General features: G+C 72.8%; 14 protein-coding genes. 1 reads left to right on the forward strand and 13 read right to left on the reverse strand.

Translation table 11 applies throughout. The features are described 5' to 3' along the window. The first annotated feature begins 459 nt into the window (after positions 1-459). Positions 460-1,758 carry a CoA transferase gene (locus tag N3K63_RS14275; protein WP_261580876.1) on the forward strand — a complete coding sequence of 433 codons (1,299 nt, stop codon included), beginning with the start codon at positions 460-462 and terminating at the stop codon, positions 1,756-1,758. Here N3K63_RS14275 and N3K63_RS14280 read toward each other — a convergent pair. The 13 genes from N3K63_RS14280 to N3K63_RS14340 form a co-directional block, all read right to left on the reverse strand. Then, entirely contained in the window at positions 1,736-2,542 is an 807-nt protein-coding gene (locus tag N3K63_RS14280) for a DUF4184 family protein (protein WP_261580877.1), read from the reverse strand. The two genes, N3K63_RS14275 and N3K63_RS14280, sit on opposite strands and share 23 nt — an antisense overlap. 9 nt (positions 2,543-2,551) lie before the next feature. After that, positions 2,552-3,856, reverse strand: a complete 1,305-nt coding sequence (gene tyrS / locus N3K63_RS14285; protein WP_261580878.1) for a tyrosine--tRNA ligase — start codon at positions 3,854-3,856, stop codon at positions 2,552-2,554. Positions 3,857-3,893: 37 nt separating this feature from the next. Continuing rightward, complete coding sequence (locus N3K63_RS14290; protein WP_261580879.1) at positions 3,894-4,244, reverse strand: VOC family protein; 351 nt, start codon at positions 4,242-4,244, stop codon at positions 3,894-3,896. Positions 4,245-4,302: 58 nt separating this feature from the next. Beyond that, positions 4,303-4,998 carry a hypothetical protein gene (locus tag N3K63_RS14295; protein ID WP_261580880.1) on the reverse strand — a complete coding sequence of 232 codons (696 nt, stop codon included), beginning with the start codon at positions 4,996-4,998 and terminating at the stop codon, positions 4,303-4,305. Next, positions 4,995-5,642, reverse strand: a complete 648-nt coding sequence (locus N3K63_RS14300; RefSeq protein WP_261580881.1) for a SatD family protein — start codon at positions 5,640-5,642, stop codon at positions 4,995-4,997. The genes N3K63_RS14295 and N3K63_RS14300 overlap by 4 nt, the downstream gene beginning before the upstream one ends. Positions 5,643-5,717: 75 nt before the next feature. Next, entirely contained in the window at positions 5,718-7,148 is a 1,431-nt protein-coding gene (gene argH / locus N3K63_RS14305) for an argininosuccinate lyase (RefSeq protein ID WP_261580882.1), read from the reverse strand. 80 nt (positions 7,149-7,228) lie between these two features. Then, positions 7,229-8,275: a DUF1624 domain-containing protein gene (locus N3K63_RS14310; RefSeq protein WP_261580883.1), complete on the reverse strand. Its 1,047-nt coding sequence runs from the start codon at positions 8,273-8,275 to the stop codon at positions 7,229-7,231. 7 nt (positions 8,276-8,282) lie between these two features. Then, positions 8,283-9,206, reverse strand: coding sequence for an ornithine carbamoyltransferase (argF, locus tag N3K63_RS14315; protein ID WP_261580884.1), 924 nt, complete (start codon positions 9,204-9,206; stop codon positions 8,283-8,285). Beyond that, entirely contained in the window at positions 9,203-10,447 is a 1,245-nt protein-coding gene (locus N3K63_RS14320; protein WP_261580886.1) for an acetylornithine transaminase, read from the reverse strand. The genes argF and N3K63_RS14320 overlap by 4 nt, the downstream gene beginning before the upstream one ends. Further along, entirely contained in the window at positions 10,444-11,343 is a 900-nt protein-coding gene (gene argB, locus N3K63_RS14325; RefSeq protein WP_261580887.1) for an acetylglutamate kinase, read from the reverse strand. Before argB ends, N3K63_RS14320 begins: the two co-directional genes overlap by 4 nt. Continuing rightward, the gene (gene argJ / locus N3K63_RS14330) at positions 11,340-12,497 is read right to left on the reverse strand and encodes a bifunctional glutamate N-acetyltransferase/amino-acid acetyltransferase ArgJ (protein WP_261580888.1); all 1,158 of its coding nucleotides are present in this window, start codon (positions 12,495-12,497) and stop codon (positions 11,340-11,342) included. Before argJ ends, argB begins: the two co-directional genes overlap by 4 nt. Next, on the reverse strand, positions 12,494-13,540 hold the full coding sequence (argC, locus tag N3K63_RS14335; protein ID WP_261580889.1) for an N-acetyl-gamma-glutamyl-phosphate reductase: 1,047 nt from the start codon (positions 13,538-13,540) through the stop codon (positions 12,494-12,496). Before argC ends, argJ begins: the two co-directional genes overlap by 4 nt. A gap of 222 nt (positions 13,541-13,762) precedes the next feature. Continuing rightward, the gene (locus N3K63_RS14340; RefSeq protein WP_261580890.1) at positions 13,763-14,737 is read right to left on the reverse strand and encodes an NAD-dependent epimerase/dehydratase family protein; all 975 of its coding nucleotides are present in this window, start codon (positions 14,735-14,737) and stop codon (positions 13,763-13,765) included. Positions 14,738-14,794 lie beyond the last annotated feature (57 nt).

Genomic DNA, 14,794 nt, shown 5'->3' on the forward strand with positions numbered 1-14,794 from the left:
CAACCCCCCACAAGAGAGGATTGGACTTGATCCAAAGGAATCTCACCCCACCAAAAAGATGGAGTCGAGGTTATTTGGCATTTGACAAGTGCACGCTGTTGAGTTCTCAAGGATCGGATGCTCCCGCTGCTCAGTCTCTCGACCTCGCCCACGGGGCAACTTCCTGTTTGTGGTTTCGTATCGATGGAGCCGGCGCTTCGAACGATCGAGATCGTTCAGTGGTCCCTGGCTCCGTGATGGAAACCGGATCCCTACCTTAGCACATGCGTGCCGCTCCTCTTGCGAGAAGTTTTCGGTGGGGAGTGGTTCTCCGCTTGAGGGGGCGAGGCCTTTCGGCTTCTCGCTCTTCCCTGTGGGGCGAACAACAAGAACATTACGTGGGATCGGGCACGGTGCCAAATCACGCCGTCCGCCCGGGCGTGTCGCGCGTGTTTCCGCGGGTCGGCGTACCGTGTGCGCATGGACGATCGCGTGCCGCTGCCGGCTCACACCGACGTCGCCGGCTTCGCCGCGGCGTGCGTGCAGAACCTGGCCGCAGCGGTCGCGGAGATCGGGAGTGCTCCCCCGCCGGTCGACCCGCAGGCGGTGGCGCTCGCCTACACGGCGGAGCGGCACCTGCGCATCGCGGGTGAGCGCCCTGCCCCGTTCGCCGAGCTCTCGGGCTTCTTCGCCTGTCGTGACGGGTGGGTGCGCACCCACGGCAACTACCCGCACCACGCCCGCGCGCTGCGGGAGGCGCTCATGCTCCCCGCGGAGGCCGGTCGCGCCGAGGCGGCCGTGCGGATGGCGACCTTGCCGGCCGCGGAGGTCTCGGCCGCCGTCGCCCGGGCCGGCGGACTGTGCGCGGTGGTGGCACGGGAGGACCCCGCCCGCGACGCGGCGCTGCGCTCACTCCCCCTCGTGCGACTGTCCCGGCTCGGCGACGCCCCGGCGCGTGCCGTGCACGCCCGCGTGGGCGCACCCCCGCGTGATGCGCCGCTGCGCGGCATCCGCGTGCTCGATCTCACCCGCGTGCTGGCCGGCCCGACCTGCACCCAGACCCTGGCGCTGTGGGGCGCGACCGTGCTGCGGATCGACCCGCCGGCGCTCCCCGAGATCGCCTGGCAGCACGTGCTCACCGGCCACGGCAAGCGCTCCGCGCTGCTCGACATCGGCACGGCGACGGGACGGGCCCGTTGGGATGAGCTGCTCGCGTCGGCCGACGTGGTCGTGCTGGGCTACCGCCCCGCCGCGCTCGCGCGCCTGGGACTGTCACCCGCTGCCCTGGCCGCACAGCGCCCGGGCGTGATCGTCGCCGAGCTGCGCGCGTGGGAGCAGGCCGATCGGCGCGGATTCGACAGCATCGTGCAGGCGGCGAGCGGGATCTCGTGGATCGAGGGCGACGCCGATGCTCCGGGCGCGCTGCCCGCCCAGGCCCTCGACTACAGCGCGGGCTTCCTCATGGCTGCGGCAGTGCTGCGACTGCTGCGGCGACGGGCCGCCGAGGGCGGATCGTGGCTGGCGCAGACATCGCTGCGGCGGGTGGCGGCCGAGCTGCTGGGCAGAGCGCGCACACCCCGCGCCGAGCCGGCCGACGCGCGGCCGGATGCCACCGGTCGGCTGCAGCACTTCACCGTGGGCGGACGGAGCGTGATCACTGCGGCACCGCCCATCCGGCTCGGCGGCCGCGGATTCGCGGCGCCGCGCCCCTGGGGCGAGGACGAGCCGCGGTGGGACGAACCGTTCGACGAGCCGGTCAGCGCCGGGCGCGGCGGATGAGCACGATCACGCACAGCACCACCGTGATCGCCCCCCACACCGCGCACGCCGGGGGCAGCACGCGATATGCGAGGTGCTGCACCGTCCAGTCGGCGGTGATCGGGCCGTAGGCGGCGAGACCGATCAGCCACGCGGCGACGAGCGTCACCGGCAGCGACAGCCACCACAGCCACCGCACCGCGGCAGGGAACACGCGGTGCAGCGCCGACGACGACGCGCGTCGCCGCAGCCACACGAGCGCGGCGATGCCCAGGGCCGCGAGCCCGAGCACCCCCGACGCGTACTGCAGCCACTTGTATCCGGGCAGCGGCCCCCACGCGGCATCCAGGCCGGGTGCGAGCGCGACCCCCCAGCGCCCCTCGTGCGTGAAGGCGTCCCAGACGATGTGCGAGACGACACCCAGCAGCAGGGAGGCGGCGACGAGCACCGCGAACACCACCGGCTCCCGCCATACCTCGTGACGCGCGCCGGTCCGCGGCATCCGCACGCTGCGCCAGGCGGCGCCGCCGACGGCATCCCACTCCTCCGGGAGCCTCCGGGCCAGCCAGTCCGGCGACAGTTCGCGCACGGCGGGGCGCAACAGGCCGTACCAGGCCACCAGCAGCACCAGGGCGACCAGGCCCGACAGCAGCACGTTGGTGTGGGTCGCCTGGTAGGTCAGCGGCGTTCCGCGCAGGAACAGCGGCAGGTCGGGGGTCATCGCCCCCACCGCGATCGCCGCCGGCAGCAGCGGCGTGCGCACGAACGGCAGCGCCACGACGGCGTGCGACGGCGTGAACGGCATGGGCCGGCGTCAGGCGCTGACGAACAGGCCGGCGAGCGTCTTCTTGCCGCGACGCAACACCGACACGCCGCCGGGCAGCGACCCGGCGATGCCGGTCGCCTCGTCGTCGACCTTCACGCCGTCCAGCGACACCCCGCCCTGCGCGATCGCGCGCCGCGCCTCGGACAGACTCGCCACGAGCCCCGTCTCGACCAGCGCCTGCACGACCGACGTGCCGGCGGGCACCTCGGCGTGCGGCAGCTCGTCGAGCGCCGACCGCAGGGTCGCCGCATCGAGCGTCGACAGGTCGCCCTGACCGAAGAGCGCATCGGATGCCGCGACCACCGCCGCGGCGGCATCCGCACCGTGCACGAAGGTGGTGACCTCGAGGGCGAGGCGCTTCTGCGCGGCACGGCGGAACGGCTCGTCGGCCACCAGCGCGGCGTACTGCTCGATCTCGTCGCGGGTGAGGAACGTGAAGATCTTCAGGCGATCGACCACATCGGCGTCGGCGGTGGACAGCCAGAACTGGTACATCCGGTAGGGGCTGCACATGGCGGCATCCAGCCAGATCGCGTTGCCCTCGCTCTTGCCGAACTTGGTGCCGTCGGTGTTGGTGATCAGCGGCGTGCCGATCGCGTGGGCGGAGGCGCCCTCGACGCGGTGGATGAGGTCGGTGCCGCTGGTGAGGTTGCCCCACTGGTCGCTGCCGCCGGTCTGCAGCACGCAGTCGTACTGCCGGTAGAGCTCGAGGAAGTCCAGCCCCTGCAGGATCTGGTAGCTGAACTCGGTGTAGCTGATGCCCGCCTCGGAGTTCAGGCGCGCAGCGACGGCATCCTTCTTCAGCATCGTGCCGACGCGGTAGTGCTTGCCGATCTCGCGCAGGAAGTCGATCGCGCTCAGCGGCGCGGTCCAGTCGAGGTTGTTGACCATGCGCGCGGCGCTGTCGCCCTCGAAGCTCAGGAAACGCTCCACCTGCGTACGCAGGTAGCCCACCCACTCGGCCACCGTGTCCTTGGTGTTGAGCGTGCGCTCCGCGGTGGGGCGCGGGTCGCCGATGAGACCCGTCGATCCCCCGACGAGGCCCAGCGGCCGGTGCCCGGCCAGCTGCAGACGGCGCAGCAGCAGCAGCTGCACGAGGTTTCCCAGGTGCAGACTCGGCGCCGTGGGGTCGAACCCGCAGTAGTACGTGATCGGGTCTCCCGACAGCAGGGTGCGCAGGGCTTCCTGATCGGTGGACACGTGCACCAGGCCACGCCAGACGATCTCGTCCCACACGTTCTCGAAGGTGGGGTCGTTGGCGGGCGCCAGCGCTTTCACGACGGTTTCAGACACGCGTTTCAGGCTATCAGCGCGGCGCGTGCCGCCCGGATCAGGCGACGGCGACCTCGTCGTAGAGCCCGATGACGTTGCCCTCGCTGTCGCGGATGTACACCCAGCGCGAATCCTCGCCGAGGGGCTGGATCTCGCCGATCTGCTCGCCGCCGCGGGCCACGGCCCGCGCCACGACGTCTTCGATGCGCTCGACGGTGAACACGACGGTCGGATGCGGCACCCCGCCGCGCTGATGCAGATCGCCGTTGATGCCCTGCCCGTCGGGCTGGTTCAGCATGCCCATCTCCTCCCCCCACGGCTGATAGTCGAAGTCGAGGACGTCTTTGTAGAACGCCTGCGCGCGGGCGATGTCGTCGACGGGGATCTCGAAGTGCTCCACCTTGGCCATGGCCCCATCGTCGCGGGGATCGCCCGGGTGGGCAACCCTCGCGCCGGTCCGGCGGGGGTCAGCCGCGCCCCCACCAGATGAGGAAGGCGGCCGCCAGCGCAGTGACCCAGCTCACCAGGCTGCCGACGAGGAAGTACTCCGCGCGCACGCCGCCGTCGCCGTCGCGGGAGATCTCGGGGAAGCGCACGATGCCCTTCGCGGCGAGCACCGCCGCCAGCAGGGTGAAGGCGCCGGTGAGCGAGAGCGCGAACACCAGCAGGCGCTCGAGCGGGCCGATGAGCCGCCCGCCCTTGAGCATGGGGCGCTGCTCGTCGTCGGCGACGTCGCCGCTCTGCAGCGCGGCGCGCACGATCACGTTGCCCGACTCGAGGAGGAACACCATCGCCCCGACGACGAGCACCGCCACGTCGAGGCTGACGGCGCCGAGCGGCGTGGCCACGGGCCACAGCTGCCCGAGCGGTCCCTGATCGGCGCGCACGCCTCCCACCGCCACCGCGCCGGCGCACACCGCCGCCACGAGCACCACCGGCCAGAGCCCCGCCCGGCCGCCGCGGCGGTGCGGCATGGCCACGAGCCACAGGGCCGCCACCGCGATGGCGACGAACGCCCACACCGCGGCATCCGCCCCGGCAGAGCCGATGATCAGGAGGAGGGCCGCCAGGGCGAACAGCACGCCGCGCGCGCGGCGCGGCGCGGACAGGCGGATGAGGTCGGCCCCGCCGACGGCGAGGAGGACGAGCCCGGCGCCGATCATCGCGCCGCCTCGGCCGTCAGCGCCGCGAAGCCGGCGACCACGGCCCCCGACCCGGCGCGCAGCAGGGCCTGCGACACGGCCGACTGCGAGATGCCCTCGGCCTGCGCGAGGTCGCGCTGGGTGACCCCGAGGCAGCGCCCGTAGGTGAGCCGGCGCGCGCGCTCGCTCATGGCGCCGACCACTTCGTCGCGCGCGAGCAGGTAGGCGTTGGCGTAGAGCAGGTGCGCGTGCATGTCGGCATCCTCCTCCGGGGCTCCGACGATGCGCGTGCGCGCGCTCGGCACGGCGCGATCCTGCAGGGCGTGGACCTGCTCGATGGCGTCGCGCGCCGCCCACCAGCCGGGGCCGTCGGCGATGGCCACCGGCGTCGCGGCGACCTCGCGCAGCTGCCCCACCCCGATGCCGAACCGGCACGAGGCGCCGTCGGGCAGATCGAGCTGGATGAGCAGCAACGCCGCGAGCGCGGCCGGAAGGCTCGGATAGACCGCCTGGAACTCGTCGCCCACCGTGGCGGCGAGGGGCGTGCGGGCCGCAGGGCCCTCACGGTCGACGCGCCGGGCGGTGGTCTCGATCGCACGCTGCACGGCGGCGCGATCGGCGGCCTGGCGCGATCCGACGATGTCGGCGATCACAGCGATGTCCATGCGAGAAGCGTAACGCTTATCTGCGCGGAATATCAGTCCTGAGGTTATCTTTTCGAATGATCGGGTCAGGGCTGATCAGAAGTGCACGGCCTGCGCGGCCTGCTGGGCCCGCTCGACCAGGTGCAGCCGCTGCTCGGCCACCCGCACCGGAGCGGTGCCGCCGGCCCCCGTGCGCGAGGCCACCGACCCGGTGATCGACAGCACCTCCCGCACGGCGGGGTCGAGGTGCTCCGACACCGACAGCAGCAGTGCGTCGTCGGCATCCTCGAGCCCGATGCCGCGCTGCTCGCACGCGCGCACGAGCGCGCCCGAGACCTCGTGGGCGTCGCGGAAGGGCAGACCGCGCTTGACGAGCCACTCGGCGACGTCGGTGGCCAGGGAGAAGCCCTCGGGCGCCAGCGCCGCCATGCGCTCGGTGTCGAAGCGCAGCGTGGCGACCATGCCGGCGAAGGCGGGCAGCACGAGCTCGAGGGTGGCGACGGAGTCGAAGACCGGCTCCTTGTCCTCCTGCAGGTCGCGGTTGTACGCCAGCGGCAGCGCCTTGAGCGTCGCCAGCAGACCGGTGAGGTTGCCGATGAGGCGCCCCGCCTTGCCGCGGGCGAGCTCGGCGATGTCGGGGTTCTTCTTCTGCGGCATGATGCTCGACCCCGTCGAGTAGCCGTCGTCGAGGGTGACGAAGCCGAACTCGCGCGTGTTCCAGAGGATGATGTCCTCCGCGAAGCGCGACAGGTCGACGGCGATCATCGCGGCGATGAACGCGAACTCCGCGACCACATCGCGGGCGGCCGTGCCGTCGATCGAGTTCTCGGCGGGGCGGCTGAGGCCGAGTTCGTTGGCGACCAGCTGCGGGTCGAGGCCGAGGGTCGCCCCGGCCAGCGCACCGCCGCCGTAGGGCGACACCGACGCGCGCGCCGTCCAGTCGCGCAGCCGCTCGAGGTCGCGCACCAGCGGCCAGGCGTGGGCCTGCAGGTGGTGGGCCAGCAGGATCGGCTGCGCGTGCTGCAGGTGCGTGCGCCCCGGCATGATGGCATCCGGGTGGGCTTCGGCCTGCGCGACGATCGCGTCGACCAGCCGCAGCACGTCGCGCGCGATGAGCGCGGCGTGGTCGCGCAGGTACAGCCGCACGAGCGTCGCGATCTGGTCGTTGCGGCTGCGGCCGGCGCGCAGCTTGCCGCCGAGCTCGGCGCCGACCTCGGCGATGAGTGCGGTCTCGAGAGCGCCGTGCACGTCTTCGTCCTCGGGACGGGCGACGAGGATGCCGTCGGCGACGGCGCGACCGAGCGCGTCGAGGCCGGCGTGCATGCGCTCCGCCTCGTCGTCGGTGAGGTAACCCGCCGCGTGCAGCGCCGTCGCGTGGGCGTGGCTGCCGGCGAGGTCGTACGGCGCGAGCGTCCAGTCGAAGTGCGTCGAACGGCTGAGTGCCTGCAGCTCCGGTGACGGACCCGAGGCGAACCGGCCGCCCCAGAGTGCTCCCTCGTTCGTGCCATGCGCGCTGTTGTCTGTCACCGCCCCAGACTACCCGCCGCCCCCTCCCGCCCTCCGCCTCCCGCAACGCCGCCCCGCCGCGGCACGGCGGGTGGGCGGGGTCAGTGGATGCGGGAGGTCAGGGCGGCGATGCCGCGCTCGAGCGGGCCGCGGCCGAGCAGCAGCGCCCACGCGGTGCAGGCGACGAGGGTCGTGAGCAGGAACGGCCCGAGCAGCTCGAGGGCGCGGAAGCCGTCGAGGTCTCCGGTGTCGCCGAGGACGACGGCGGCCACGATCGCCCAGACCACGATCTGCCCGACGTAGACGGTGAGCGGCATCGACCCGACCGCGCGCAGCGGCAGCACGACCCAGCGCACCGCGGTGCGGCACACCAGCAGGCACAGCCCGATCGTCAGCAGCGCCCAGCCGCCCGAGCCGATCACCTCGAGCAGTCCGCTGGAGTGCGGCTGCGCCGTCCACACCTCGCCGAGGTAGCCGCCGGGGTCGGTGCCGACGGCATCCGCCCCGTAGGCGGCCAGGGCCGCGGCCGCGCCCCCGAGGGCCAGGGCGACCTGCGTGCGCGTGCGCCGCAGGTCGCTGCGCGCGGCGGCCAGGCCCGCCACGAGGAAGGTGAACCACACCGTGAACGGGTAGTGCCAGCCGATGAGCAGCGCCAGGTCGTTGCCGGCGACGGTCTGCCACATGTCGGGCGCGTCGAGCACCGGCTGCAGCCACGGCATCGCCAGCGCCGTGACCCCGGCGATGACCCACAGCGTGCGCGCCCGCAGCGCCAGCAGCGGCAGCGCCAGCACGAACAGCAGCGCGTAGGCGGGGAGGATGACGTAGACCGGCACCCCGGTGGCGATGAGCATGACGCCCAGCAGCAGCAGGATGACCGCGCGCACCGCGATCCGCTTTCCGGCGGTGACGAGCCCTCCGGCGCCCGGGCGCACCGCTCCCCCGGTCATCAGCCCGATCGACACGCCCGCGAGCGTGGCGAACACGATCGACGAGCGGCCGTCTGCCAGCGCGAGCCAGGTCGACGGGTCGCCCCACACGAGATCGGGCAGATCGATCAGGTGCGCGGTGAGCATCCCCAGCACGGCCAGACCCCGCGCCAGATCGACCCCCGCCAGTCGCGACGGGGCATCGAGGGCGATCGCCGGCACGGGCGGGTCAGGACTGACGCAGCAGCCAGACCAGCAGGGCCTTCTGCGCGTGCAGCCGGTTCTCGGCCTCATCCCACACGACGCTCTGCGGGCCGTCGATCACGTCGGCGTCGACCTCGTAGCCGCGGTCGGCCGGGAGGCAGTGGATGAAGATCGCCTCGGGGTCGGCTAGCGCCATGGTCTCGCCGGTGACCTTGTACTGCCCGAGGTCGCGCAGGCGCGAGAGCTTCTCCTCCTCCTTGCCCATCGACACCCACGTGTCGGTCACGACGACGTCGGCACCGGCAGCCGCCTCGAGCGGGTCGGTGTACAGCGTCACCGAGCCGCCGGTGGTCGCCGCGATGCGGTCGGCATCGGCCACGACGTCTTCGCGCGGCGCGTAGTCGGCGGGCGAGGCGACGCGCACGTGCATGCCGGCGGTGACGCAGGCGAGCACGTAGGAGTGGCCCATGTTCGACTTGCCGTCGCCGAAGAACGCGAGGGTGAGGCCCTTCAGCTCGCCCTTGTGCTCGCGGATGGTGAGCAGGTCGGCCAGCAGCTGGCAGGGGTGGAAGTCGTCGGAGAGGGCGTTGACCACGGGCACGCGCGTGTCGCGTGCCATCTCTTCGAGGCCGGCCTGCGCGTAGGTGCGCCACACGATCGCGGCGACCTGGCGCTCCAGCACGCGCGCGGTGTCGGAGGGGGTCTCCTTGCCGCCGAGCTGGCTGTTGGCGGTGGAGATCACCAGCGGCGAGCCGCCGAGGTCGGCGATGCCCACCGCGAAGGAGACGCGGGTGCGCGTGGAGGACTTGTCGAAGATGACCGCGACCGTCTGCGGACCGGCCAGCGGCTTCTGGGCCCACCGGTCCTTCTTCAGCTCGACCGCGAGATCGAGGATCTCGGACTGCTCGGCGGGGGTCAGGTCGTCGTCGCGCAGCAGGTGGCGGGTCATGCGGGCTCCTCGGTGTGGATGTCGTCGGTGGCGTCGGCGTCGAGCAGCAGAGCGCTCTCGACCGTGCGCAGCGCCTGGGCGAACAGGTCGGCGAACTCGTCGACCTCGACGTCGCCGATGGTCAGCGGCGGCGCGAGGCGGATGGTGGTGTCGTTGGCGGCGTTGACGATGAGCCCATGCTCCTGCGCGGCGGCGACGACCGCCTTGGCGACCGGATGCCGCAGGCCGATGCCGATGAGCAGTCCGGCGCCCCGGCACTGCTCGACCAGGCTCGAGTCGAGACCGTCGATCACCTCGCGCAGCTGCGCCCCGCGCGCGGCGGCGTTGGCCACCAGCCCGGCATCCTCGATCTCGGCGAGCACCGCGGAGGCCACGGCGGTGCCGAGCGCGTTGCCGCCGAAGGTCGAGCCGTGCGTGCCGGGGTAGAACAGCTCGCTCGCGGCCCCGAAGGTGATGAGCGCGCCGATCGGGAAGCCGCCGCCGATGCCCTTGGCCACCGTGATGGCGTCGGGGGTGATGCCGTCACGCTGGAAGGCGAACCACTCGCCGGTGCGTCCGGCACCGGTCTGGATCTCGTCGACGATGAGCAGCGCCCCGTGGCGGGAGGTCAGCTCGCGCGCCGCGCTGAGGAACCCCTCCGGCAGATCGATGACGCCCGCCTCGCCCTTGATGGGCTCGACGAACAGCGCCGCGACGCGGTCGTCGAGGGCGGCCTCGAGCGCCTCGATGGTGGTGTCGATGTGCTCGACCCCCGGGGTCATGGGGGCGAACGGCTCTTGCATGTAGGGCTTGCCGGTGAGGGCGAGCGTGCCCATCGTGCGCCCGTGGAACGCGTCGCGCAGCGACAGGATGCGGGGCCGGTCGGCGCCGCCGTGCAGCCGCGCGAGCTTGAACGCGGCCTCGTTGGCCTCGGCGCCCGAGTTGCCGAAGTACACGCGCCCCTCCGGGCCGGTGCCGGCCAGGCGCTTCAGCCGCGCGGCGAGCTCGAGCTGCGGCGGGGTGGCGAAGTAGTTGGAGACGTGCGCGAGGGTCGCCGCCTGGCGGGCCAGCGCATCCACGAACACCGGGTGGGCGTGACCGAGCGAGTTGACGGCGATGCCGGCCAGGAAATCGAGGTAGCGCCGGCCGTCGGCGTCCCACACCGACGCGCCCTCGCCGCGCACGAGCAGGGCCAGGCGGTCGCCCGTGCTCGCCATCAGGTCGCGTCCGACGTCCTGCTGCCACTCCATCGCGTCGCTCATGACGCCACCACCTCGGTTCCGATTCCCTTTTCCGTGAAGATCTCGACGAGCACCGAGTGCGGCTGACGGCCGTCGATGATGGCGGCCGTGTCGACGCCGCCGTCGACGGCATCCAGGCACGCCTGCATCTTGGGGATCATCCCCGATTCGAGCGTCGGCAGCAGTCGGCGCAGCTCGGATGCCGTCAGGTGCGAGACCAGCGAGTCGCGGTTCGGCCAGTCGGCGTACAGCCCCGGTACATCGGTGAGCACGACGAGCTTGGTCGCGCCGAGGGCGACGGCGAGGGCGGCCGCGGCCGCGTCGGCGTTGACGTTGAGCGACGACCCGGGGTTGTCGAGGTCGGGGGCGATCGACGAGACGATCGGCACCCGGCCGGCGGCCAGCTGGTCGAGCACGGGCTGCGGGTCGACGGTGACGACGTCGCCGACGTGTCCGAGGTCGTGCTCGAGCCCGTCGACCACCACTCCGCGGCGACGGCCGCCGAAGAGCCCGGCGTCTTCGCCCGACAGGCCGACGGCGAACGGGGCGTGGGTGTTGATGCGGGCCACCAGCTGCGGGTTGATCTGACCGGTGAGCACCATCCGCACGACGCTGATCGCCTCGGTGGAGGTGACGCGGTAGCCGCCCTTGAACTCGCTCGGGATCGCCAGGCGGTCGAGCATCTGCGAGATCTGCGGGCCGCCGCCGTGGACGACCACCGGGTGGACGCCGGCGAAGCGCAGGTAGGCGATGTCTTGGGCGAACGCGTTCTGCAGCTCTTCGGACACCATGGCGTTGCCGCCGTACTTGATGACGATGATCTGCTCGCGGAAGCGCTTGAGCCACGGGAGCGACTCGATGAGCACGGCGGCCTTCTCGGCCGCCTCTTCGGGCGTGGTCTGCTGCAGGTCGGTCATGACGAGTAGGCGCTGTTCTCGTGGACGTAGTCGTGGGTGAGGTCGTTGGTGCGGATGACCGCGCTGTGCTGGCCGGCCTTCAGGTCGATGAGCACGCTCGTGGCCCGCGGGGTGAGGTCGACCTCTTCGCGGGGGCGGTCGGGGGCGCCGGCGCTGCACAGTCGCACGCCGTTGAACGAGACGTCGACGGCGTACGGGTCGAACTCGGCTGCGGTGGTGCCGATGGCCGCCAGCACCCGGCCCCAGTTGGGGTCGTTGCCGAAGATCGCCGCCTTGAACAGGTTGTTGCGGGCGACCGAGCGGCCGACCTCCACGGCATCCGCCTCGTCGGCGGCGCCCACGACCTCGATGGTGATGTCGTGGCTGGCGCCCTCGGCGTCGCCCTGCAGCTGCACGGCGAGGTCGGCGCACAGCTCGGTGAGGGCGGCGCGGAAGGCCGCAGCCTCGGGAGTGACGCCGCTCGCGCCGCTGACCAGCAGGGTCACCTGGTCGTTGGTCGACATGCAGCCGTCGGAGTCGAGCCGGTCGAAGCTGACCCGGGTGGCCGCGCGCAGGTGGGCGTCGGCCTCGGCCGAGGTGAGCACGGCGTCGGTGGTGAGCACGACGAGCATCGTCGCCAGACCCGGGGCCAGCATGCCGGCACCCTTGGCGATGCCGCCGATCGTCCACCCGTCTGCGGTGACCGTGGCCACCTTGCGCACCGAGTCGGTGGTCATGATGGCATCGGCGGCGGCGACACCGCCGTCGGGGTCGAGGGTGGCGATGGCCTGTTCGGTGCCGGCGAGCACCTTGGCTCGGAACACCTCGTCACCGGTGCCGATGAGCCCTGTGGAGCACACGAGCACGTCGCCGGGGCTGACGCCGAGCAGCTCGGCCGCCTTCTCGGCGGTCTGGTGCGTGGTCTGGAAGCCGAACGAGCCGGTGAAGCAGTTCGCTCCCCCGGAGTTGAGCACGATCGCCTCGACCACGCCGTCCTGCACGGCCTGCTGCGACCACAGGATCGGGTTGGCCTTGGCCCGGTTGGAGGTGAAGACGGCCGCCCCCACCTTCAGCGGGCCGCGGTTGACGACGACGGCCACGTCGGACTTGCCGGTGGACTTCAGCCCCGCGGCGACGCCCGATGCCTCGAATCCCTGCGCTGCGGTGACGCTCACGGTGCCACTCCGTTCACACTCAGGCCCGTGGCCTCGGGGAGGCCGAGGGCGATGTTCATCGACTGGATGGCAGCGCCGGCGGTGCCCTTGACGAGGTTGTCGACGGCGGCGACCACCACGACGCGCCCCGCGGCGCGGTCGATCGCGAGCCCCATGAGCGCGGTGTTGGCCCCCTGCACGTCGGCGGTGCGCGGAAAGCGCCCCTCGGGCAGGAGGGTGACGAAGGTCTCGTCGCCGTAGGCGTCCTCCCACGCCGCGCGGATCTGCGCGTCGGTGGCGCCGCCCGCGATCGGGGCCGACGAGGTGGCGAGGATGCCGCGGGCCATCGGCACCAGCACGGGGGTGAACGACACGCGCACCGGGCCGGTGGCGCCGGCGCCGGTCAGCGCCTGCTGGATCTCGGGGATGTGTCGGTGCGTGCCGCCCACGGCGTAGGGGTTGGCCGAGCCGAGGATCTCGGCGGCGAGGAGGTTGGTCTTGAGGCTCTTGCCGGCGCCGGAGGGTCCGACCGCCAGCACGCTGACGATGTCGGACGGGTCGATCACGCCGGCGGCGACGCCCGGGGCGAGGCTCAGCGCGACGGTGGAGGCGTTGCATCCGGGTGCCGCGATGCGGCGGGCACCCGCCAGACGGGCGCGCTGCGTGCCGCCGGCGACGGGGAGCTCGGGCACGCCGTAGGTCCACGGGTCGTGGAACGGGCCGCCGTAGAACTGCTCCCACGCGGCGGCCGAGGTGAGCCGGTGGTCGGCGCCCGCGTCGATGACCAGCGGGGTGTCGGCCAGCGCGTCGGTGTACTGCCCCGACTGGCCGTGCGGCAGCGCGAGGAAGACGATGTCGTGGCCGGCGAGCACCTCGGGGGTGGTCGGCTCGAGCACCAGGTGCGCGAGCGAGCGCAGGTGCGGCTGATGGTCGATGAGCGGGTCGCCGGCGTTGGAGTGCGCGGTGACGGTGGTGATCTGCACATCGGGGTGAGCGGCGAGCAACCGCAGGATCTCACCGCCGGCGTAGCCGGAAGCGCCGGAGACGGCGACCGAATAGGTCATTGTCCAACCTTATTGTCTGGGGTGGCGCCGCCGATGACGGCGGCAGGGACCGGAGACGGCGACACCGGCGGCTCGACCCGGATGCCGGGGAGCGCGGGGTCGCCTAGAGTCGGCGGCCGCCCTGACGTCGACGCGCGCGCAGCACCGTGGAGACGGCGGCGAGGGTCGAGCGCATGTGGTGAGGCTAACGCCCGGCCGGGCGATGCCGCAAATCCGGCGCGGTCACGGCAGCTCGCGGAGGAGGGCGAGCTCGTCGGCGCGGGTCAGCCCCGCACGGCGCGGCCGGTCGAGGCCCCGCACCCGTTCGTCGGCGAGGGTGCGCTCGAGGGTCGTGCGCAGGGGCCGCAGCCTCCCGCCGAGGATGCGGAAGGCGGCGTTGGAGCGGCTCATGAACCCCGGCATGTCGGCCGGGAGCCACAGCGGCAGGGAGCGCGGCCCCGCCCAGTGGGCGACCTCGTGTGCGGTCAGCCATGCATCCGGCGCGGTGACGACGGTGCCGGTGTGGCCCGCGGCCTCGCGCGCGTCGGCGATGACCGAGGCGAACGGATGCGGGTCGCCCACGGCGTTGACGGCGCCGGTCCAGCGCTCGCGCCCGAGCGCCACTGCGAAGGCGGCGAGGTCGTCGACGTCGATGACCTGCACGAGGGCATCGGCCGCGCGCGGCACCAGCACGGGGCCGGCGGCGGCCAGCGCGAACCGCGACACCCAGTAGCCGAACCGGTCGCTGGGGTCTCCCGGTCCGGCGATCAGCCCGGGGCGGATGATCACCGCGCGGCGTCCCATGCCGTGGCGCACCGCCGCCTCGGCGCCCGACTTCTGCCGCGCGTAATCGTCGTCGTCTCCCTCGGCGGGCTCAGCCGGCGCGGCCGACTCGTCGGCGCCGGGCCGATCGTCGTCGGCATACACCGAGACGCTCGAGATGTAGGTCCAGTGGCGGGTGGCGAGCCCGAGCGCGGCGACGGCGGATGCCACGTGCCGCGCGCTCGAGGAGACGTCGACGATCTCGTCCCACTCGCGGTCGGCGAGCGCCGCATACGGGTCGGCGCCGTCGCGGTCGGCGACGACGAGCCGGGCGCCGGCGGGCGCGTCCCGCCCGCCGCGGGCCGCACAGGTGACGCGCGCACCGGCGTCGAGCCAGTGCTCCGCGATGCGGGAACTGAGCCACCCGGTGCCGCCGAGGAGGAGGACGTCGGTCATGACGCCATCTCACCAGATGGGGACGGCCGACTCCACCGTCGCCGCTGCCGCAACGGG

Source organism: Microbacterium festucae (genome assembly GCF_025421715.1).
GTDB classification, from domain to species: Bacteria; Actinomycetota; Actinomycetes; order Actinomycetales; family Microbacteriaceae; genus Microbacterium; species Microbacterium festucae.